The 23,222-nt window shown below is 43.0% G+C and carries 11 protein-coding genes; all 11 read left to right on the plus strand.

The genetic code is table 11. The features are described 5' to 3' along the window. Window positions 1–134 precede the first annotated feature (134 nt). The 11 genes from IPO83_09810 (at window position 135) to nuoB (ending at window position 23,222) form a co-directional block, all read left to right on the plus strand. Window positions 135–3,464, plus strand: a complete 3,330-nt coding sequence (locus tag IPO83_09810) for a hypothetical protein (GenBank protein MBK9731570.1) — start codon at window positions 135–137, stop codon at window positions 3,462–3,464. Next, the gene (locus tag IPO83_09815) at window positions 3,391–7,941 is read left to right on the plus strand and encodes a T9SS type A sorting domain-containing protein (GenBank protein ID MBK9731571.1); all 4,551 of its coding nucleotides are present in this window, start codon (window positions 3,391–3,393) and stop codon (window positions 7,939–7,941) included. Before IPO83_09810 ends, IPO83_09815 begins: the two co-directional genes overlap by 74 nt. 170 nt (window positions 7,942–8,111) lie before the next feature. After that, entirely contained in the window at window positions 8,112–13,184 is a 5,073-nt protein-coding gene (locus tag IPO83_09820; protein ID MBK9731572.1) for an AAA family ATPase, read from the plus strand. A 116-nt stretch (window positions 13,185–13,300) separates the two neighbouring features. Then, entirely contained in the window at window positions 13,301–15,496 is a 2,196-nt protein-coding gene (locus tag IPO83_09825) for a hypothetical protein (GenBank protein MBK9731573.1), read from the plus strand. 139 nt (window positions 15,497–15,635) lie between these two features. Next, window positions 15,636–16,745: a hypothetical protein gene (locus IPO83_09830; protein ID MBK9731574.1), complete on the plus strand. Its 1,110-nt coding sequence runs from the start codon at window positions 15,636–15,638 to the stop codon at window positions 16,743–16,745. A gap of 405 nt (window positions 16,746–17,150) precedes the next feature. Further along, a complete protein-coding gene (locus tag IPO83_09835; GenBank protein MBK9731575.1) occupies window positions 17,151–17,753 on the plus strand; it encodes a hypothetical protein in 603 nt (200 codons plus the stop codon). A gap of 387 nt (window positions 17,754–18,140) precedes the next feature. Beyond that, window positions 18,141–18,836, plus strand: coding sequence for an N-acetylmuramoyl-L-alanine amidase (locus IPO83_09840; protein ID MBK9731576.1), 696 nt, complete (start codon window positions 18,141–18,143; stop codon window positions 18,834–18,836). Between the two features lie 251 nt (window positions 18,837–19,087). Further along, complete coding sequence (locus tag IPO83_09845; protein MBK9731577.1) at window positions 19,088–19,720, plus strand: hypothetical protein; 633 nt, start codon at window positions 19,088–19,090, stop codon at window positions 19,718–19,720. Window positions 19,721–19,954: 234 nt separating this feature from the next. After that, window positions 19,955–21,820, plus strand: a complete 1,866-nt coding sequence (locus IPO83_09850) for a hydrogenase (GenBank protein MBK9731578.1) — start codon at window positions 19,955–19,957, stop codon at window positions 21,818–21,820. A 59-nt stretch (window positions 21,821–21,879) separates the two neighbouring features. After that, window positions 21,880–22,704 (plus strand): NADH-quinone oxidoreductase subunit H, encoded by an 825-nt coding sequence (locus IPO83_09855; protein MBK9731579.1) that lies wholly within the window; start codon window positions 21,880–21,882, stop codon window positions 22,702–22,704. Then, entirely contained in the window at window positions 22,701–23,222 is a 522-nt protein-coding gene (gene nuoB, locus IPO83_09860) for an NADH-quinone oxidoreductase subunit NuoB (GenBank protein ID MBK9731580.1), read from the plus strand. The genes IPO83_09855 and nuoB overlap by 4 nt, the downstream gene beginning before the upstream one ends.

Raw genomic sequence — 23,222 nt, forward strand, 5'->3', positions numbered from 1 at the left:
GTTTTTAACCTGTTTAAAGTTAAAATTATACCGTTGGGCAACTATTTACGGAACTCAGATTGAAACATTATGATATTTATTGCAGTAAAACCCTGTAATTCTTTTTCGACTGCCTGGTCAAAATCTTTCCAACCATGATTTTTTTTACGCTGGACACTTTTAAGAATATAAAACAGCTTATTTATAAAACTGTCCGGGTTGTAATGGTATTTATTTTCTTAGTGATTGTCACAGGTAATGTTTCTGCACAGCAAACGGATGCGGATAGGGGAGTTATTCAGATGGCGCGTGCAAAATCAATATTCATTAATAAGAGACTTCAAACCAATATCGCAGGCACCGATAAAAATTTCATTCAAAATATCGGACAATATGGAGATACTATGGCCGGAGTTGTTGGTATGGAACAAATACGGTTCGGCTATGAAGGATTTGCCCTGCCGGTTTTATTTACAACACGAGGACTTATTTATCTTCAACGAAAGGTAGAGCAACCATCAGAAGAAGAAAGAGAGGAGATGGAACACAAAGGCCTGACAGCAGAAGAGATTTTGGAAGCGGGAAAAATTACAGAGCAAACGATTACGATGCAGTGGCTAAATGCGAATCCGCATCCGGAAATAGTTGCTGAAGATTTAAGCTCAGGATATTTTACATACGGCAAATTACCTGACAAAGCCAGCGCTTATAAAAGGATCACCTATAAACAACTTTATCCTGGAATTGATATTGAATATTGCTTCATAGAAAACAGCAAAACAGGCTTTGAATACAAAATTATTGTGCAGCCCGGTGCCGATATCAGTGTAGTAAAACTTCAGTATGGCGGAGATATAAAAAGTATCAGAAAAAATAATAATGGAGGCTTTACAATCAACTCTGGAATTGGAAATATTTCTGAAACAGCTCCAGTGGCTTTTTATGCGGATGGCGACCGGAATAAAGTGCTTTTGTCAGCATCGATTGAAAATAAGGTACTACGGTTTATTGCAGCAGCAGGATATGAAAGAAGCCGCACTTTGATTGTTGACCCCTTCATCAGTGCAGCATCTAATCTAACCGGTACCAATGCCGGCAAAGCAAAAGATATTGACTTCGACTACGATGGAAATGTCTATGTTACCGGTGGCGGTGACGGCAATGTGTACCAACTCTCTAAATACAATGCTGCAGGTGTATGGCAATGGACTTTCAATGGTACGCTTTCTATTCCATCGTGGTTTTTCGGAACCTATTTCGGAGGTTGGGTAATAGAAAAAACTACCGGTAGCACGTACCTCGGTCAGGGTTTTAATTCCAGTACCGGCTTCGCGATAGTCAGAATTAACACTGCAGGATTGTATGACAATTATATCACGAACACCGATGTAAATTTCAGGGAAGACTGGAAGATGTACTGGAGTTGTAATGGCGGCGTGCCGAAGATTCTGATAGCTGGTGGTGGTACTAATTCTAACATCAATTTTGGCATTTGTTCACCACCTTCCACCACACTTACGTCGCTAAATGTTACAGGGATTGCCTATAGTTCTGGAACCGGTTGGGCGCAGGATATTGCCGACATTATTATTGACCCGGTTACAAACGACATGTACACTATTTACGGTTCGCTGATTGGTACGCCTTCTCTTTCAAATAAAATTTATAAAAACACATCGCCTTACAGCGCAGCTTCTGTTGCCTGGAATGTGTATTCCGGTTTTACTGTAGTGCAGGAGATTGCCAACAGACCGTATATGCTGGGCGGAATTATCGAAAACTCCTGCAATGTATTTGCCATCAATGCTTCCTATCTTTTTTATTGGGATGGAAAAAATCTTAAGGCAATTAACAAAGCAACCGGCGCAGGCGTTGGTTCCGCGCTCACCATTGCGGCGAATACCTCCTTGTGGAGCGGAGGTATCATCGCCGATGAGTGCAATAATATTTTTGTGGGCTCCACCAACGGAACCATCAAAGTTTACAAATTCAATGGTGCCACTTTCGATGATGCGGCAGCGCCGGATATTACAGTTACCGGATATGCCTCCAAATCAGTTTATGATCTTGCATTCGATGAAGCAAAGACGTTGCTTTACGCAAGTGGTGATGGTTTCATTGCTTCATTTGATGTCAGCTCCTATGGCTGTGCAAATACTTCTTACACCATTACACCTATTCCGGATTGCGCCACTGCATCGGTTACAACAAGCATCAGTCCGGCACCTCCGGCAGGTTCCATCGTTACCTATAATTTATACGATGGAAGCACTTTGGCTGGCAGTAATTCAACAGGTACTTTCACTGCATTAACTCCGGGCGTTACTTATACAATAATTGCATATGTGAATCAAACCTGCAGCGGTACTTCGGCAACTGTTGATTTCACATTGCCTGGACCAGCTCTTACGTTTGGTTATACCAATACCGATTGTGGTCTAAATACCGGCACCATTTCAGCATCGGGTTCTGGTGGTACCTTACCTTATCAGTACAGTATAAATGGCATCACCTTTCAGAGCACCGGCAACTTCACCGGATTGGGAGCAGGCGTCTATTCTTTGATCATCAAAGATGCAGGTGGCTGCACTACTACTGCTACTGTAACCATTATCAATTCTAATGGCCCCACATTAACCTTTACCAAAACCGATGCATTGTGCGGAAATAACAACGGTACCATTACTGCCATCAGCACCGGCGGTACGCCTCCGGTCGAATACAGTATTGACGGGGTAACCTTTCAAACCGGAAATTTTTTCACCGGTTTGCTTGCCGGCACCTATACACTTACGGTGAAAGATGCTACTGATTGCATCAATGAAGTTTCGGTAACGATTATCAATACCGGCGGGCCTTCATTAACTGCCACTCCTGCCAGTACCTATTGCAGCGGCAGCAACGGCAGCATTACTGCTTATGCCACCGAAGGAACGCCGCCTTACACCTATAGCATCAACGGCAATACATTTCAGGCAAGCAATTTATTTAACGGACTTCAGGGTGGGAGTTATACGGTAACGGTGAAGGATGCGAACGGTTGTACCAGCACCTTTGCGGTTACGGTGGCCAATTCTATCGGTCCCACTGTTACAGCAGTTACTACGGTAGCTTCCTGCAACAATTACAATGGCACGATCACGGCCACAGGCTCTAATGGAACCACACCTTATACTTATAGCATCAATGGCGTTAGTTTTCAATCCAGTTATTTCTTCGGTGGACTTGCAGCCGGATCTTATACGATAACCATCAAAGATGCAAACGGTTGCAACAACACGGTAATTGTAACTGTAAACAGTTCCAATGCGCCTACAGTAACAGCTACTTCCGTTGCGGCAGCCTGCAACTCCAGCAATGGTTCCGTTACTGCATTAGGTTCCGGTCCAGGGAAGTGGTTTATTCACTGGTTTGGCTCCGGGCACTTACACCATTTTGGTGAAAGACAATACCGGTTGTATAGGTGCTACCGCTGTAACTGTTAATAATCTTGCCGGCCCAACTGTTACCGCTATTGCTACACCTACTTCTTGTGGAGCAGCCGATGGAATAGTAACGGCCACAGGTTCGGGTGGAACGGGTGCCTTGTTATATAGTATTGATGGCATCAACTTTCAGGCAAGCAATATTTTTTTACCATTGGCAACCGGTACCTATACGATTAAGGTAAAGGATGCAAATGGCTGCATCAGCAACACTTCGGTTACCGTCACCAATGCTTCTGGTTTGTCCGTAACTGCAAGCTCCATTGCAACACCCTGCAGTGGCAGCAGCGGCAGTATTACAGCGAATGCAACCGGCGGCGCAGGTGCTTTACAATACAGCATCAATGGTGTTACTTACCAAAGCAGTAACCTATTTACAGGTGTTGGACAGGGAAATTATACGGTCACGGTGGTAGATGCCAATGGTTGTTCAGCTACTGCCAGCGTATCAGTAGGAACTGTATTTGCCCCAACAGTAACAGCAGTCGGAACGAATGCGAATTGTAACAGCAATAATGGTATCATTACGGCCACCGGTTCAGGTGGAACCGTACCTTATACCTACAGTATTAATGGAGTTACTTTTCAAAGCAATAATATTTTCACCAACGTCTCTCCCGCAACATATACGGTAACGATAAAAGATGCGAATGGCTGTACAGGCACGGCCTCAGTTACCATCATCAACACAGGGTCAGGCACACCTCCTACTTTTACAATCAACATTGCTGATGAGATTCCCTGCGATCTCAGTACAGGAGATGAAGGGGAGATCAAAGTGATCAACGTACTTGGTACCGGGCCGTTTAAATATAGCTTTAATGGCGGCCCGTTTAGCAGCAGCGCAAATTGGAATACCATAATACCCGGCACTTATACCGTTACCGTGCAAGATGCCAATGGGTGTACGACTACTCAACAGGTAACCATTGATGTAATGCCTCCGCCGGTTTTTCAAACTGTTACCGTTACCAATGCTAATTGCGGGTCAGCTAACGGATCCATTTATGTATTAGGTGTGGGAAGTGATAACCTTTGGTTTAAGCTTAATAATGGGACCTGGTTTCTTGGGTTGGGTGGCGATAAAGATCATTATACATTTTCAGGATTGGCCCCGGGTGTTTATACTATCTACATGAATGTGCCCGACGATGGAGATTGCAATGATTCGACTACTGTTACAGTTTTGAGTTCCGGTGGCCCTACTGTCAATCTTGTTAAAACCAACACTTCTTGTGGTCTGAGTAATGGCAGCATAACAGCAACCGGCAGCGGCGGAACAGCCCCCCTCAGTTACAGTATTAACAATGGTTCTTCCTATCAAAGCAATGGGCTATTTTCGAATCTGGCTGCAGGTACTTACACTGTGCTGGTGAAAGACTCACATGTTATCCCTTGCCTGGGTGCTGCAACCATTACCGTCAATACCAGTACCGCGCCTTCCCTGCTCACGAGTACCACACCTACTTCATGCGGATTATCGAATGGAACGATTATCATGAGTGGCAGTGGCGGCACAGCACCCTTGCAATACAGCATCAATGGTACCACCTTCCAGAGTGGTTCTTCTTTTTCCGGGCTCAGTGCAGGTACCTACACGGCCTGGGTAAAAGACAATAGCGGTTGTTTCAGCACTGTGCCGGTAACGATAGCGAGTACAACTTTTCCCAACATCACTGCCTATGCACTGGCGGCATCCTGTGGCAACAGCAATGGCTCATTGGTGGCATCAGGAACCGGTGGCAGTTCACCTTACCAGTTTAGCCTGAATGGGGGTGCCTACCAAAGCAGCGGCACCTTTACAGGATTGGCTGCAGGTGTTTATTCCATCACCATCAAAGACCTTTACGATTGTACGAATACAACCAACCTTTCGGTTAGCAATCTCACTGCGCCAACACTCAATACTTCATCTGTTGCTTCGAAATGCGGCAGTGCCAATGGCAGCATAACGGCAACGGCATCGGGTGGTTCGTCTCCATTAATGTACAGTATTAATGGTGTCACTTTTCAAGCAAGCAATGTATTCACAAATGTTTCAGCAGGAACTTACACTGTTACCGTAAAAGACAACAACGGTTGTATCACTACCAAACTTATCACGGTGTCAAATATAGCAGGGCCGGTTACACTCACCGCCACAGTAGTATCTACAACTTGTAACAACAGCAACGGAATAATTACCGCCACTTCAACCGGTGGAACTTTGCCGTTGACCTACAGTAAGGACGGTGTCACTTTCCAGGCTGGTACAGTCTTTAATTCCCTTGCCGCGGCAACCTATACCATTACAGTAAAGGATAACAACGGTTGCATTAAAGCACTTGATGTAACGGTGACCAACCTGGCAGGACCAGTTGTAAATGCTACGGCTACTTCTTCTTCAACGTGCACCACCAGTGACGGAACTATTACCAACACTGTAACAGGCGGAACTCTTCCCATCACTTACAGTAAGGACGGTTCTGTTTTTCAGACGGGTAACATCTTTACCGGACTGCCGCCGGGTTCTTATACCATTACTGTAAAAGACGCCAACGGTTGTACTGGCACCACTTCTATCACCGTGAGCAGTGCTGCAGTTGGCCCGACTATTACGTGGACAGGCACTGCAGGCAACAACTGGCACGACATCAATAACTGGGGCGGATGCCAGATTCCGGATTGCAGTTACAATGTAATTATCCCCGGAGTACCCTTGAATCAACCATTGATTTCCTTACAGGATGCGAGTTGCAGAACCATCACGATTAATGCCGGAGCATCCCTCACCATCAGCAGTTCAAAATCATTAATGGTTTGTAACGACTTTACCAATAGCGGAACTTTTAACTCAGGCAATGGAACTACTATCCTGTTTCAGGATACCTGCATCGGATGCACGGGAGGTGTTGTACACAACCAGGTGTTGGATGGAGGAATGACAGGCACGAATAAATTCTGGAATGTAACCGTGAACAAGCCGTCAGGAACGGTGGTGACTGCCATCCAGGATATTGATATGGGAGGGAATTTCCTGGTAAGTGGCGCAATAGGATTTGGCGGTAGTTTTTCTGCTTCAGGCCATTACCATAAAATTGCCGGGAATTTTACCATTGAGTCATCACCTTTGGTGGCAGTCTATACGCCGGGAACAACGCTTGAATTTAATGGTACATCGCAGACCTACAATAATAGAGGAGCATTGCAAAGTGTTGTCATGAATCAATCCGGTACCGGCACGCTTACGTTGCAGGATCATGGCTTAGCCGGAACAGCATGGATGCAACTTTCAAATACAGGTGTGCTTACATTTACGAAAGGAAAAATAATTGCCGCATTTTCTCATATCACCGATAACAGGGTGGATATTTTTAACAGATCTTCCGCAGCAGTTACAGCAGGAAATACTTCAGGATACGTACAAGGTGCATTGAGAAGGTACATGCCGAACAGCGGTGGAACGGGCAACTATGATTTCCCGGTAGGATCTGTTACGAAAGGGTATGAGCGCATTAATTATAATCTCACCGTTCCATTATCAAACACCGTTGATTACTGGAATGTATTTTTTGATGAAACAGTAATTCCCGCATCACCTGTTTTTCCTCAGGAATGCAGTGTGATGTACCATAATGGATATACGGCGTTGAATCATGGAATCTGGAGTTTACAATCTTCTCCCGGCATACTTGCGACAGGAACATTTAATGTAACTGCTTATAACAAGGCCGGCGACTGGACAAATTCAACTGCTACAGGCTGGTCGATACAATCAAATAATTTGCTGAGCAACAATGTAGCGGATTGGATGCTGACTCCTTTTCCGCAGTCACCTTGTCTCACCCCGCCTGTAACCGCAGTAGAACGCGATGATCTTACGGCAGGTGTTTTATTTATTTCCGGAAATCCTGTTTGGTTTGCAACAGCACAGTCCGTTCCTTTTTTATTGCCAATAGAATTGCTGAGTTTTAATGCATCTGCAATCGCCGGTGAAAAAGTACAATTAGATTGGGAGACCGCTTCAGAATTCAACAATGATTATTTCACAGTGGAGCGCGCAGGAACGGAAATGATTTTCCAATTAATAGACACCATTGACGGCGCAGGCACAAGTATGGTTCCGTTATCATATCGCAGTTATGATGATGCGCCTCAAACAGGAATCAATTATTACCGGCTGCGTCAGACAGATTTTAACGGAGATTTTGAATATTCTAAAGTAGTAAGTATAAAATTTGATAAGCATGATTTCATCAACTGCTATCCAAATCCTGCAGCTAATCAGTTAATCATCGCCACTAACCAGGAACTTATGGATATCAAATTGATTGCAGTTACAGGACGTATTGTATATGAATGGAAAGAAAATATCACCGGCAAAGTAATTGTTGATTTAACTGCCTTTCCTTCCGGTTGCTATATATTGAAAGCTATGAATAAAGAGGGAGCTGTCAGCTCACAACTTGTAGTGAAGGCCAGGAATGATGGTGAATAAATTTTGGAAAAGTTGTTTATCGGAAATAAACTTTGGAAAAATTCGCGGACAGCCATTATATAGTTCCGGACTTTCAACTTTTCCAAAGTAATCGGATTATTACCTCCTCTTGAAAAACTTCTTTAACTTTCTCCAATTCCAACACCAAAAAGAAATCTGGTTCAACCCGCATGACGGAGCAACTGATTCACGAGAGTAAAAAGTCGAAAATTTATTTTCAGGATGAAAGCGAATATGGCAAGCCCGTGCTTTTAAAAATCCTGAATTATGAATTCCCCACGCCATATGAAATTTCTCAATTCTACAATGAGTACGATATCATTAAGGAACTGAATATTCCCGGCATACGGAAAGTTTACCAACAGGCAAAAGCAAAAAACCACCATGCGATTTACCTGGAATGGGTAGATGCAAAAACCGTAAGAGAAGTATTCAGTGATAAGAAAGGTAACGTGATTGCTTTTCTGCAGGCAGCCATTGCTATTGCCGCGGCAATAGGAGAGATGCACCTGCAGCACATCATTCACAAGGATATCAATCCGGATAATGTGCTCATCGATCCTGAGAAGCATCTTGTAAAGCTGATCGACTTCGGCATCTCTTCTAAAATTGATCTGAAGCAACATCACCTCGGCAATCCTGAGCGGCTGGAAGGAACGCTTGCCTATAATTCTCCCGAACAAACAGGCAGGATGAACCGTGTGGTGGACTATCGTACCGATCTGTATTCGATGGGCGTCATGTTTTATGAAATGCTTGCCGGACAACTTCCTTTCCTGTCCGAAGATGCAATGGAATTGGTGCACTGTCATCTTGCAGTAACACCCATTCCGGTTGATGAACTCGAACCAGTGGTGCCAAAACCTGTTGCAGATATTATAGCGTTGTTACTTGCTAAAAATGCCGAGGATCGTTATCAGTCGGCATTCGGTGTAAAGAGTGATCTTGAAAAATGTCTGCTCGCATTTCAAACTGCAGGCACCATCGCACCATTCAAGCTCCGGCAAACTGATTTTTCAGGTAAATTTCAAATACCGCAAAAACTGTTTGGCCGTGATGAGCAGATAGAAAAACTTATTGAAGCATTTAATCGGTGTGCAAAAGGAAAACTGGAAATGTTGCTGGTATCAGGTTATTCGGGCACCGGTAAATCCGCATTGATTCATGAGGTGCACAAACCCATCACTCAAAAACGCGGCTATTTTATTGAAGGAAAATTCGATCAGTTTCAGCGCGCCGTTCCTTATTATGCATTTCTGCAGGCCTTTAAAGAATTCGTCAATTTCCTGCTCACTGATCAGGAAGATAAACTCGTAAGGTACCGGAATGATATACAGGAAGCCGTTGGAAAGGAAGGCAAGGTGCTGACAGATGTGATTCCAAATCTTGAATTCGTGATTGGTCCGCAGCCCAATGTTCCTGAGATTGGTGCAACGGAATCGCAGAACCGATTCAACTATGTCTTTGGTAAATTTGTAAACGCCATTTCTAAAGCGGATCATCCTGTTGTATTGTTTATTGATGATCTGCAATGGGCTGATTCTGCATCACTCAGCTTGCTCAAGATCTTAATGTCAGATGCGGATAATGGATACCTTTTGTTTATTGGAGCATACCGCAGCAATGAAGTGAGCGATGCCCATCCTTTCATTATAACTTTAAATGAGCTGGAGGAAAATCGCGTGGCTGTTGGTGCCATCAGCATTGACAATCTTTCTATGCGCATGGTGAATGATTTGATTGCTGAGGCAGTAGGAAGTGAGAGGGAAAACGCGATTCAACTCACGAAACTGGTGTATGCTAAAACACAGGGCAATCCATTTTTTGTCATTCAGTTTTTAAAATCATTGTATGAAAACGGATTGTTACAGTTCAATTTTGAAAAACACCTATGGAGCTGGGATCTTAAAAAGATTGAAGAGCAAAACATCACCGACAATGTGGTGACGCTGATGGCGGCAAAAATTCTGAAGCTGCAACCGGTTACACAACAGGCATTGAAACTTGCTGCATGCATTGGGTTTGGTTTTGACTTGGAAAAACTTTCCGTGATTTATGAAAAAAATGTTCAACAAACCCAGCAAGACCTTGATACGGCGATGATGGAAGGGTTAATTATTCCTTCCGGCGACCTTGCAAAATTTTCACATGACCGGATTCAACAGGCGGTTTATTCTCTGATTCCTGACGATGAAAAAAATGCATTGCATCTTCGCATCGGTCGTTTGCTGCTCAGAAATTTTAACAGCAATGAACTGGAAGAACACTTGTTTGATGTGGTAACGCAGTTGAATCACGGCATCGAACTTATTAAAGAGGAAGACGAAAAGGAGCAGGTTGCCAAATTAAATTTTAATGCAGGCATCAAAGCAAAACAAACGTATGCATTTAAACAGGCCATGGAATATCTCGAATCAGGTATCGCGCTGTTAAAACCTGATCACTGGCAATCGCAATATGAGTTGTCAAAAAACCTGTATACGGCTGCTGCTGAATCAGCGTATCTCAACAGTGATTTCAATGCAATGGACCGGCATCTTGCACAAGTGATTCATCCTGACAGAAAATTGCTTGACCAGGTAGCTGCTTACGAGATTCGCATCCAGGCACTCATCGCGCAAAACCAATTGAATAATGCGCTTGATGTTGGACTGGATATTCTGAATAAGCTTGGTGTACATTTTCCGGCACATCCGAATGATGTGAATGTAATTATCGGTTTGGTAAACACGAAAATGAAACTGCTGGGAAAATCTTTCGAACAACTCGAGCATCTTCCAAATCTCGAAGATGAAATGGATTTAGCACGAATGCGGCTGTGTACGGAGATCACACCACCGGCATATTGGGTGGAACCAAAGGTCCTCTTGCTTGCTGTTTTTAAAATTGTGAGATTAACAGTTAGTCGCGGCGCTTCCCTGCAATCAATTTATGCTTTCGGAACCTATGGCATGGTGATGTGTGAACTGGGTGATATTCAATTGGGAAGAAAGTTTGGAAATCTTACTTATCGCTTGCTGGAAAATCCCGGTGCAAGAGCCATCAGTTGCCGCTCGAGATTTTTGGTGCAGTGCTTTATCAATCATTGGAGTGAACCGCTGCATGAATCGATTCAACCGTTTCTTCAGAATTACCAGTTAGGACTTGAAACCGGTGATCTCGATTTTGCGGCACTATCTTATTATTTTTTCTGTCAGCACAGTTATTATTCAGGCAAAGAATTACCTGAATTATCGCGTGAAATGGAATCGGCCATCATTGCGCTCGAACGTTTGCGGCAGAGCACGCCTAACAACTATCTCAAGATGCATCACCAGGCAGTGCTGAATTTTCTGAAGCCTTCAAAAAATCCGCATCTGCTGGCCGGTTCAGTTTATAATGCCACGCTGATGTTGCCGAAACATGTGGCTGCCAAAGACCGCACAGCCATGTACAAGTGTCATTTTCAGCAAATGATGCTCGGCTATTATTTTGGTTACTATGCTGAAGCACACCAAAATGCCAACATCGCTTTTAAGTTGCTGGATGCAGTTACTGCACAGCACATGAAAGGATTGTTTAATTATTTAGATGCGCTGATCTGCCTTGCACTTTATTCCAACGCATCCGTTTCAGAGAAAAAGTCATTGATGAAACGCGTGATTAAGAATCAAACCAAGGTCAGCACTTTTGTTAAACACGCGCCACAAAATTTCCTGCATAAATATCAATTGATTGAAGCAGAACGTCTTCGTGTTACAGGAGATCATGAGGCAGCACGCATTCATTATGATAAAGCGATTGAAGGCGCCTCTAAAAATAATTTCACGCACGAAAAAGCACTTGCCTACGAGTTAACAGGAAAATTTTATAATGGTCAGCATTCAGAAGACCTCGCTTCTTTTTATTTCACTGCTGCTTTCAGCTCCTATGGCGAGTGGGGCGCGCAGGCCAAGCAGGATGATCTGGAGCTGCATTATAAAAATTACATTTCAAAAGATATCCGGCAATCGGGCACCATCTCGCATCCTTCCGCTATTGGCAGCACCTCACATCGCGCTCTGCTCGATTTCAGCACTATCTTAAAAGCCGCGACTACGATTTCGGGTGAAATTGTATTGCCCAACTTATTGCGAAAGCTGATGGAGATTGCTATTGAAAATGCCGGAGCACAATCAGGAATTTTGCTGCTGGATAATGACGGAAAATTATTTGTGGAAGCACGCGCCCTGGCCGGTCAGCATGAGTCCGCAGTATTGGAACATGTTGATGTTGCCGGAAGTGGATTGCTGGCAGAAAGCGTGGTCAAATTTGTAAAACGCACACATGAAAGTATCGTGGTGCATGACGCTGTTGATGATCCGCGGTTTGAAAAGGATCCTTTTATCCAACAAAATGGCACTAAATCAATTCTCGCTATTCCCATCATCAACCAGGGAAAACTCATTGGCATTCTTTATCTCGAAAATGATCTTGCCACGCATGCTTTCTCGCAGGAGCGGATTGATTTGCTCACACTTCTTTCCGGTCAGATTGCCGTCTCCATTGACAATGCAGTATTGTATGATCAAATGGAGCAAAAAGTAAAAGACCGCACGGCTGAGCTGGCAACAGAAAAAAAGAAATCAGATGACCTGTTGTATAATATTCTTCCGGTGGAAACCGCGGAGGAATTGAAACGGGAAGGGAAAACCAAGCCACGGAAGTTTGAAAGCGCTACGGTAATGTTCACTGACTTTGAAGGATTCACCCTTCATTCCCAACGGCTTTCGCCTGACGTTTTGGTAGAAGAGCTCGATAAGTGTTTCAGTGCATTTGATGAAATAACAGGTAAGTATGGTATTGAAAAGATCAAAACAATCGGCGACTCGTATTTGTGTGTGGCCGGCTTGCCGGTGGTGAACGCCGCCCATGCTGAAGTTGCCGTTAACGCGGCACACGAAATTCATGCGTGGATGAATCAGCGCAGAGAGGACAATTTGAAATTGAATAAACCTTATTTCGAAGTTAGAATCGGATTGCACAGCGGACCATTGGTTGCGGGAGTGGTAGGCTCCAGAAAGTTCGCTTTCGATATTTGGGGCGACACCGTGAACACTGCTAAAAGAATGGAATCAAGCGGTGCGATACGAAAAGTGAATGTTTCAGGCGACACCTATGAGCTGATCAAAAGCAAATTCTCTTGTACCTACCGTGGAAAAGTGGAAGCGAAGAATAAAGGGGAAGTTGATATGTATTTTGTGGAGGGAAGAACGAAGGGCTAAAGCTGATTGGTTGTGGCAAAACCGGAGCATACTCACGCTGAACAAATGGCGCTGCAATTCTCTTTTAGTTCCGGATGCATTTCTGGCAAAACAATAAAAATAAATTTCGAATAGCTATGGATAAGGCTGAAATTCAAAAAATTGTTGACGAGTGTTTTGAGAAAACAAGGATTGTTTATAATCATGAAGGCAGTTTTTTCCTACCCAAGCTCGGCCATGTCAATCACCTGCAGGCGGGCCGTTCAAGAATCATTTCAAGCAAGCTTACCATTTTGCTTGAAAAACTTTTTGTTGCCTATCACAAGTTCAAAGACGGATTGCAAAAGTTGTGGAAGAAGATTTTTCCGAGAAGAGAAAAAATTTATGGTTCGCACATGGATGATTCGCTCGTGGGTAAAATCGTATTTGCGAAAAAGCAGAAAGTATTATTTGGAAAAATTCACATTGACAAAGAAATTCCAATACGGCTCCTGCATGTTGAGTTCTGGGCACGTACAAGATTGTATCAGTGGCGCAAACTGAGTGAAGGGCATACTGATAATGAAGGAATGTTTAAGTTGCCCTTCGATTTGCGGGCAGCGCGGGCATGGAGTAACCGTAAATACACGCGCTTTGAAATTTATCAGACCACGCATATTGTTTTGGAAAATGATAAGCTGGTTGCGAAGCATGACCTGATTAAAACCATTAAAATTTCGAAGAAAGAATTTATCGGTATGGCGTACAACCTGCGTACCATCCCGCTTTCCTATTGGGAATACCGCGATGATACAACCGTGCCACGTGCATACATGAAAGATCAGGGAAAAGATGCGCCGGAACATTATGCGGAAGGCAGAATAGAAACGCTGGGTGAGCAGATTATTCCTATTGAACTCACCAAGGTTAAACATTTGATGCAGATCAAAAGAGATCCGGAGTCTATCTCCCTTCATGAAATTCAGCAGGATTATCCTGAAAATCTTACGGTTTGCATTGAAAAAAGAATTCCGGGCTATACAAGAAGCGATGAATGGTTCGGCGAACGGATGATGAACGGAATGAACATGGCGACCTTTATTCCTGATAAGGAAAACCCTGAACACTACTGGGCGAAATATTTTGGTTCCTGCCATTATCCGGTGAATGACGACATCGCATTTCCAACTGCAGAAATAAAATTCAGACTTGATGAAGATCATTTACCGCTTCCCATAGAAATTCATCTCACAGGTCCGTTGAATGCTCTTAATAATGATCCATGGCAGAAGCATGTTTTCACGCCTGCCAATGGCGAAAAATGGCTGCAGGCGAAAAGAGTGTCACGTGTTACTGCCGCATTGTGTGCTGAGTTAGATCAGCATCTTTCCGGCACACATCTAAACACGGAACAATATTCCATTGCGATACGACGGAACCTTCGGCACAATCCGATTGCTTCGCTACTTATTCCGCATACCAAAGCTGTTTCACTGATCAACAATACCGCTGATGATATTTTAATTAAAGGTTACATCGCTACAGCCACTGCTATGCCACCTGAAAGTTCCTGGTTGCGCGCCCGTGATGTATTGGGATTCCAGGATTGGAAGGGATGGAAGCCGATGGCAGAAATTTCGCCGGCACACCGGTATGCAAAAATTGAAAAGATTTTTTATGATATAGTATCGGAATTTGTAGATCACTTTATTAATGAAAATCTCGAAGGCATAAAAAAAGGCTGGAGCGCTATTTACCGCTTCTCCAACGATCTTGTGGAGCATGCGGTTCCGTTGTTTCATTCCACTGTTGACCTCGACAAGCTTTCTGCTGAGGAAAGAGCGTTCACTGAACGGCGTATGGAATACCTTACGGCAGAGTTCCGGCTTGACCTCTCTCTTACGCGCAGCATTTTTAACGGCGAAGTGAAGGTGGTTTCACCCATTTGTTCATCCGAAGTATTCGATCCGGGTAAACCGGAGGAATTGCAAAACCTCCGTGATATCTGCAAATACATTATTATGACAGCCACCCTCATTCATACCTGGGTGAATAAACACCAGTATGAAGACATTGGTGAGGTGCTGTACAGTTGTCTGGGTTTGCGCTTCGGTGAAAAGGAAAGCGGCATCATGGCGCCTGAATCTGATCTGAGCATTGCACCTGATTTAACACGCAGCACACAGATGATGTGGTTCAGCAATTTACTTTCGCGAACCGGTTACGGATTTATTGTCAACGATGAAGAAGGAGACATTGATCCGCATTTTGTAGAAATGCTGCTGGCTAAAAAAGATGCTTTTGATGCATTGAAATTTGACATCACGCAAGTGGCTTCACGAACCAACATTTAAAACGACGGATCAATTTTTAGAACTGCCTTTTATTTGATTGCAGCTCAGGAATTTTTTTTTGGAATACTGCATCCGATTTTAGAAAGCAATACTTCTCAGCATTTTTTGAAAACGTTGCTTCACTTGAAACAAAGACATTATGAGTAAGAAAAAATTTTCTTTTGGCGGCATCATACTGAATTGGTTCGGTGCCAGGCTTGATCATTTTGTATTGTGGATGTCGGCAACAACGTTCGCATGGGCCATCGCAATTTTTATAAGTCTCAAAAAGCGCATGCGCATGTCGCATAACAATGGAATTGCGGGGACAGGCAAGGTACGCATCGTTGACCATCCTCAATTTCCACCACATGATTTCTTCCAGGCCGGCAAAGAATTTCCGGCGCGCATCCGTCATGCCATGGTTTCTTTTATGGATGATGCCATGAATGATGTGTTCGGATGCTCGATCAAATTCTCTGATAATCATTGGGACAGTCCGTTCGACCTCGAATGTAATTCCGGGCAAATCAGTTTGTTCTGGTCAGCAGTGAGTTTTCTAAAATTCGCTTCGCTTCGTAAAGTGCAATGGGGCGTTCAATACCAGGAGCTGTACCGGAAATATCCGATGTGTTACAAAGGTGCAGTGATTACTTTGAGACGAGATGTTTCGTCCTACGAAAACATTCACTACTACAGCAAAACACCTTTCTATTTTATCGGCAAAGACGGTATAACACGTTATGCAAAATATAAAGTGACACCGTATAGTGGTGAGCCGGAGACAGGTCTCTATGGTGATCCGAGTGAATGGGATATAGCTAATGCAAGAATATTACCGCATGAAACAAGAGGAAGAAATTTTCTGAAAGATGAATATGCGGAACGTGTAAAGACACAAGGCGCAAAATACCTGATGCAAATTCAACTGCGGACAGCAAGTGATGATGAGCCTGCTGAAGTTTTTAACAACATGCTTCCGTGGGATGAGGCAGTGTATCCCTGGCAGGACCTTGCGGTGGTAGCTATTGATGCTACGCTGGATTGGAATGAAAGCCTGCGCACTACTTTTTCACTCAACAACATGCCAAAGTCGTTAGGCCGTATACCCGCAAAATCCATCTATGATTACAACTCTGTTAACTATATGCGTGCGCATTCTGAAATTGCGAGAAAGGCGCGGCTATGGTCTTATAAAATCAAAGGATTTCCACCGCCGATACCTGATGATGATGATAGGAATGGTACGGAATGGTCGAAGAAGGTGTGAGGATAATTGACGGAGTGGCTTTGTTTTAGGGTTGCAATTTAAAGAAAGGTAACAGCGACCTTACCACTTAACACAAACTTTGAAAAATATGCAAGAACAACTTTACTACTTGACGACATAAAACGATTCCAACAAAAGTTGACAGACAATATTCAAAATGCTTGACGAAAGCAACACCGTAAAAATATTGCACGAGCATCTGAAAATAAGCGGCTAAGTAATTAAATCGCTTGACATAAATTCAAAAGGAATTGACATCAACGCTGACGACAAAAAAGTAGAACATAGATTATGCATAAGAATTTTTTGTTGACTAATGTTGATGGTGCGCTTCTGACGCTTTTGCGCCTTAAGTAGTATTTTGCTGTCCGAAATATTTGCTATATTTCGGACGAATTTAAAACGATGGAGCGCACAATTATTGAAAACAGCGTAGCGAAAAAATTAGAAGGCACTGCCAAAGGATGGATTCTTTTTGCCGATGATTTTTTGGACATCGGCAGCAGAGAGAGCATCAACAAAGCGCTTTTCAGGTTGAAAGAAAAAGGTGTACTAATTCGTCTTGCATTCGGAATTTATTTATATCCAAAAACAGATAAGGAATTGGGCATACTGTATCCGGCCACAGAAGATGTTGCAGCAGCAATTGCAAAAAGGGACCACGCGAGAATAATTCCTACAGGAATACAGGCGCTGAATAAGCTTGGTTTATCAACGCAGGTTCCATTGAAGGCAGTGTTCCTCACAGATGGCGCATCACGCAGTATCAGGGTTGGAAAACGCACTATCACTTTCAAAAGAACCGGACCGAAAAATTTGCTGGTAAAAGGAGAATTAAGCGGATTGGTGATTCAGGCATTGAAAACAATCGGTAAAAAAAATATTGACAAAAGCACGGTTGAAAAAATAAAAGCAATTCTGAAAAGGGAAAAAAAGGTAACCCTGATAAATGATGCGAAACTTGCACCTGCATGGATTCACAAAATTTTAATGAGCGCAATCAAATGAAACCGGAGTGGCTGAAATTAACAGGAGAACGGAGAATTGAAATTCTCAAACAGGTCAGTGAACGGAGCGGCTTACCTCCCATAGCTTATGAAGCAATGACTGCAAACATGATTTACGGTGAAGCGAAAAAGTTTGATGCGCTGTTAAAACGGATAAAGAAATTGCAAGACAGCGTGAGAAATATTAAATGGAAGCAGACATTCCAAAATTCAGAAAGACAACATTGATTTTACGCCTCATTCCCGATTTTTAAATTTTCCGAAGCAGGACTTTTAGAAACTCATTTATTTCATTCAGATTAACTATTATCTTTATTCCATTAGATTACCCGTCGGGCTTAAAGCGTCAGCACAACAAAAAACGAGTCCAAAAACTAAATTCAACACCATGGTAAAAATGACCCTGCTTCCACTCAACAAAGGCGAGTACTACGAAGAAGTAGTGAAGAAGAAAACAATTTACCTCCACCATACTGCAGGTGGCAATCGCCCTGACTGGACCGTTGCCGGATGGAATGCTGATAAGAGTAAAAAAGGAGAACAACTGCGCGTTGCAACCGCATTTGTGATTGGCGGAATCTCTACCACTGATAAGGATGGCAAATGGGATGGTGTAATTTGTAAATGTTTTCCGGAGGAAAAATGGGCGCATCACTTAGGCACCACAGCAGCGAACAATGCACAACTAAATAAAGAATCTATTGGTATTGAAATCTGCAATTACGGCCCGATCACAAAATCAGCGAATGGAATGTTACTTAATTACGTGAACAAACCTGTTCCGAAAGAAATGGTGGTTGAATTGGCTAAACCTTTCCAGGGATATAAATTGTATCATAAATATTCCGATAAACAATTGGCTGCAATAAAAGAATTGCTGCTCGATCTGGCTGCCCGGTTCAACATTGATTTAAAAAGCGGGCTGCAGCCTTTACTGAATCAGAATAAAGGCAATGATGCCTTCCTCTTAAACAAAGATGCACTGGCGGGAAAGCCCGGACTCTGGACACATACCAATGTTCGCACGGACAAATTCGATTGCTCTCCACAAGACAATCTGATTGCAATGATAAAATCGCTTTAAGAATTTATTATTGGTATGGGTGGCTTGAAGTTATTATTCAGAGGTCAATGACTGATTTGTTATTGAGTGGAATATTTAAAATCAAAAATCCGGTTCAATAGCTAAAAATAATTTTCTGCCTTCGTAAAACTTGTTTTGGTAATTTTGGAATCTTAAAGGGAAACACTTCCGTTTGAATTCGAAAATTTAATAACCGATAGAAGCAACGCCCTTAAGTAATTCTATTTTTCATCAATCAAAATCAAAGCAAAATGAAAGCAAATGCTCTTTTTCTATTCGCATTCCTTCTGAGCGTAAATGTATTTGGTCAAAGTCAGGCTGAAACATTTATCAAAGAAGCACAGGATTTCCTGACAAAGAAGGAATACAAACAGGCACAACTAAGTCTGCAGGATGCCATTAACGATCTCAACATGTTGATCGCTAAAGACATTGCAAAGTCGCTGCCTGAAGAAATCAATGGCCTGAAGAAAGACGGAGAGGCGGAAATCAATACCGGTGCCATGGGAATGATTGGCGGAGGACTCACCATCAACCAGAAATACAAGAATCCTGCAAATAAAGACAACGATGCGGAGATACAGATGCTGGCAAATTCTCCTTTGCTCACGAGCATGAACATGTATCTGAGTAATCCGAGCATGATGGGCCCTGACTATAAAAGCGTGAGAGTAGGAACACAACGGGCCATTCTGAAATCAGAAATGGAAGAAGCTTATGATGATAAAGGAACCAGCAAACAAATACGGTCAAGTGAAATTCAGATTCCGTTAAGTCAGACATTAATCACTATTAAAGCAAATGGATTTGCTACAGAGCAGGATGAACTGGCTTTTGCCAATAAGTTGGATCTTGCAAAACTGAAGACTGCACTTGGAGAATAAGTTGCAGAGAATAAAAGGTCACGTTCATGCGTGACCTTTTCTATATTAACCCATAATTTTTGCAGGCATAACAGCATGCGGTTGATGATCAATATACTCACCGTTAAGTTTGTACTTCCCGTATAAAGTTATTTGCATGATATTTCTCATGCAGCTATCTGATGAGTGTCATAATCAATACTATACGCTGCATTTAATATTGCCAGTCCCTGTTATCTCAAGGACTCGTGGTTTATGCAACTCAGTCTCAATAGCTTATTTATCGTTCCTGTAATTGTCAGCGGATTGCTTTTGATTTTGCCTTCAGGAATTGCACGGATATTAATTACGATCACTTCATTGCTACTGGCTGCTTTATCGCTTTACCTGTTTTGCAATATTCAGGATACTTATTTTTTCAGTGTCGCACCGTACCTGAATGAAGTGGTAACCGCATTCGACATTTTGTTGCTGTTGTTTTTTGGCTGGTTAGCGCTTCAAAGAAAAAACTGGCTTGTTGGCCTTCTCACCATTGCGCAATTAGGGACAGTATTGTATCTGATAATGGTGCTGCCGGTCCAGGATACCGAACAATTTATGGTCGACAAACTCAGTGCATTCATGTTTCTGCTGATCAATATTATCAGCGGTGTGATTGCAATTTATTCACTTCGCTATATTGAAGAGGAGGATTGCAGTCCATTCCGCAGAAAATATTTTCTCTCCATCCTGTTCTGGTTCATCGCTGTAATGAACTTGCTTGTTTCTACCGACAACCTTGAATATTTCTTTCTCTTTTTTGAGTTGACCACGCTTGCTTCTTTTCTCTTTATCAGTTTCAGAAAGGATGAAGTAGCTATCGCGAATGCATTTACAGCGCTATGGATGAATCAGCTTGGAGGGCTGGCCATTTTAGTTGCGATCTGTTTCATTACTGCTAACGGATATGGCGCTATCACTTTCACCAACCTGCTTGCCCATGCATCTGCTGCAGGTATTTTGTTGCCGCTTGCTTTGTTATGCATAGCAGCATTGGTGAAAGGAGCGCAAATGCCCTTCAGCAAATGGTTGCTCGGAGCAATGGTTGCACCAACGCCTGTAAGTGCTTTGCTGCATTCTTCAACCATGGTAAAAATTGCGCCCTTTATGATATTGCGCCTTTCTCCTGCATTAAAGGATACACCGGTTGCAATGGTTGTGATCGCGCTTACCGGTTTTGTGTTTGTTGCAGCAGGCATCGAAGCATTAGCGCAGGATAATTTCAAAAGAATTCTCGCACATTCTACCATCGCGTTGCTCGCACTGATGATAATGATGAGCGCTATCGGATCGCCGCTCACCATGGTGGCAGCATTAACACTGATTATGTTTCATGGTATTTCCAAAAGCATGTTGTTTCTCAATGCCGGCATTCTGGAAAGAGTTTTTCATTTTAAACTGGCTTCTGATATGGATAGACTTGGTGAAACGGGACCGTTCACCTCTTTGGTACTGACGATTGGTTTCATGTCATTGCTGATTCCGCCATTTGGTGTATTTATGGGTAAGTGGCTGAGCATTGAAACACTCGGTGCATTTGCCAGCAGCACGAAACTTTTTGGTGCCTGCATTATCGTAGCGGTTGCCTGCGGCGGTGCCATTCTATCCCTATTATATTTTAAAGTGTTGGGTTTGTTGATTGCCCGTTCCGGCGTCAGGGATAAAATCAGGTTCGAAAAAACCGGTGTGGTGTATTCGGGCACAATCTGGTTTCTGATGGGATTAACGATAGCAAGTACTCTAAGTCTGCCATTGTTGTTGATTAATTGTTTCGTACCGGTTACAAATGAAATTCTCGGAACTTCTCTGGCCGTTGTAATCACAGGATGGAATTTGCAGATCGGCGCCATCACCTTACCACTTCTGCCATTACTGATCGCATTTTTCCTGCTGCCCGGAACCATCGTTGCAGCTATGTTTATACGTTTCAACAATGTTGACAGGGTGAAAGAGTATACGTGCGGTGAAAAAATAGACTACTCATTTTCTTCCTTCTATTTTTCAACTGATCAAGTGACAAGGTACTTTTCAGCAGTTGGTGTTTTGTTTTTTGTTGCATTAATAATTGTTGCAGTTTTTTAAAAAGAAGATGATGAATTAATTAGAACGACAAAAATTGAATCGTGATGAATGATTTATGGATGCGGATTTTATTGATAGTTTTTGCTCCCGTGATTGGCGGACTGATCGTGGGATTTGAAAGAATTATCAGGGCCCGTATGCAACGGAGAATTGGTCCACCCTTGTTTCAACCCTTCTATGATTTTCTTAAACTGGCTGATAAAAGAAAAATGATGGTGCATTCATCACATGCGTTTCTTGGCCTCATGCATTTTATTTCATTGTGGTTTGCATTGGCAGTGCTCTTGCTCGGTGGTGATTTGATTTTGGTCATCTTTCTCCATCTTTTATCCACTTCGCTGTTGATACTGGCAGGTTTCAGCACAAGATCGGTATTCAGCCATCTGGGAGCCAATAGAACTGCCATCAGTGTGCTGGCGTATGAACCTGTTTTGATAGTTATTGCAGTTTCCATTTTTATGCTCACGGGAAGCTTTACTGCTGCATCTGTATTCAGTTACCCGGCGCCATTGCTCTTTAAAATGCCCTTGGCTTTTATTGCGCTGTTGTTAATTCTACCCATCAAAATGAAAAAATCTCCCTTTGATGTAGCTGATGCGCACCAGGAAATTACCGGCGGCGTGGAACTTGAGTTTTCCGGCATTTTCTATGAAGCGGTGTTTACGGCAAAATGGCTTGATTATATTTTTTGTTACACGCTCGTTTACCTTTTTGCGGGAAGTAATGTGACACTTGGAATTGCATTGATCGGCTTCGTTTTCTTTTTCACCAACGCGCTGGACAATTCAACAGCAAGAGTGAATTACAAACAAATGCTGCGTTTTTCACTCGCTGTTTCTTTCTCTCTTGCATTCGTCAATTTAATCATTAACATCTTGCTATGAAGTTGTCTGCTTTCAGAAAAAAATCACCGTGGATTCTGCATTACAATGCGGGCGGATGCAATGGCTGCGACATAGAAATACTTGCCTGCCTTGCACCCAAGTATGATATTGAACGGTTTGGAATGATCAATACAGGCAATCCCAAACAGTCCGACATCCTGCTCGTTACCGGTCCTGTTACCAAACGCTCCCGTGAACGGCTCGTGGAAATCTATTCGCAAATGCCGGAGCCTAAAGTGGTTGTTTGTTGTGGTGTTTGTGCTTGCAGCGGTGGCGTATTCAGAGACATGTACAACTGTGAAGGTGGTGTTGATCAGTTTATTCCTGTTGATGTGTATGTATGTGGATGTGGTGCAAGACCCGAACAGATTATTGATGGTGTTGTGGAGGCATTGAGCATTCTGGAGAAAAAAACTAAAGCGATGGAAGAAACTGTGCAATTGAAAAATCAACCCGTGAATGAAGGAACCCAATTGAACAGGAGAAACACGGCAGCTGCTATCATTCAACCTCAATGA

The organism is Chitinophagaceae bacterium (genome assembly GCA_016717285.1).
Classification (GTDB): domain Bacteria; phylum Bacteroidota; class Bacteroidia; order Chitinophagales; family UBA10324; genus JACCZZ01.

Coding starts and splice junctions, on each gene's coding strand:
- IPO83_09810 (MBK9731570.1), top strand. CDS start 135: ATGATTTTTTTTACGCTGGACACTTTTAAGAATATAAAACAGCTTATT.
- IPO83_09820 (MBK9731572.1), top strand. CDS start 8,112: ATGACGGAGCAACTGATTCACGAGAGTAAAAAGTCGAAAATTTATTTT.
- IPO83_09825 (MBK9731573.1), top strand. CDS start 13,301: ATGGATAAGGCTGAAATTCAAAAAATTGTTGACGAGTGTTTTGAGAAA.
- IPO83_09830 (MBK9731574.1), top strand. CDS start 15,636: ATGAGTAAGAAAAAATTTTCTTTTGGCGGCATCATACTGAATTGGTTC.
- IPO83_09835 (MBK9731575.1), top strand. CDS start 17,151: ATGGAGCGCACAATTATTGAAAACAGCGTAGCGAAAAAATTAGAAGGC.
- IPO83_09840 (MBK9731576.1), top strand. CDS start 18,141: ATGGTAAAAATGACCCTGCTTCCACTCAACAAAGGCGAGTACTACGAA.
- IPO83_09845 (MBK9731577.1), top strand. CDS start 19,088: ATGAAAGCAAATGCTCTTTTTCTATTCGCATTCCTTCTGAGCGTAAAT.
- IPO83_09850 (MBK9731578.1), top strand. CDS start 19,955: ATGCAACTCAGTCTCAATAGCTTATTTATCGTTCCTGTAATTGTCAGC.
- IPO83_09855 (MBK9731579.1), top strand. CDS start 21,880: ATGCGGATTTTATTGATAGTTTTTGCTCCCGTGATTGGCGGACTGATC.
- nuoB (MBK9731580.1), top strand. CDS start 22,701: ATGAAGTTGTCTGCTTTCAGAAAAAAATCACCGTGGATTCTGCATTAC.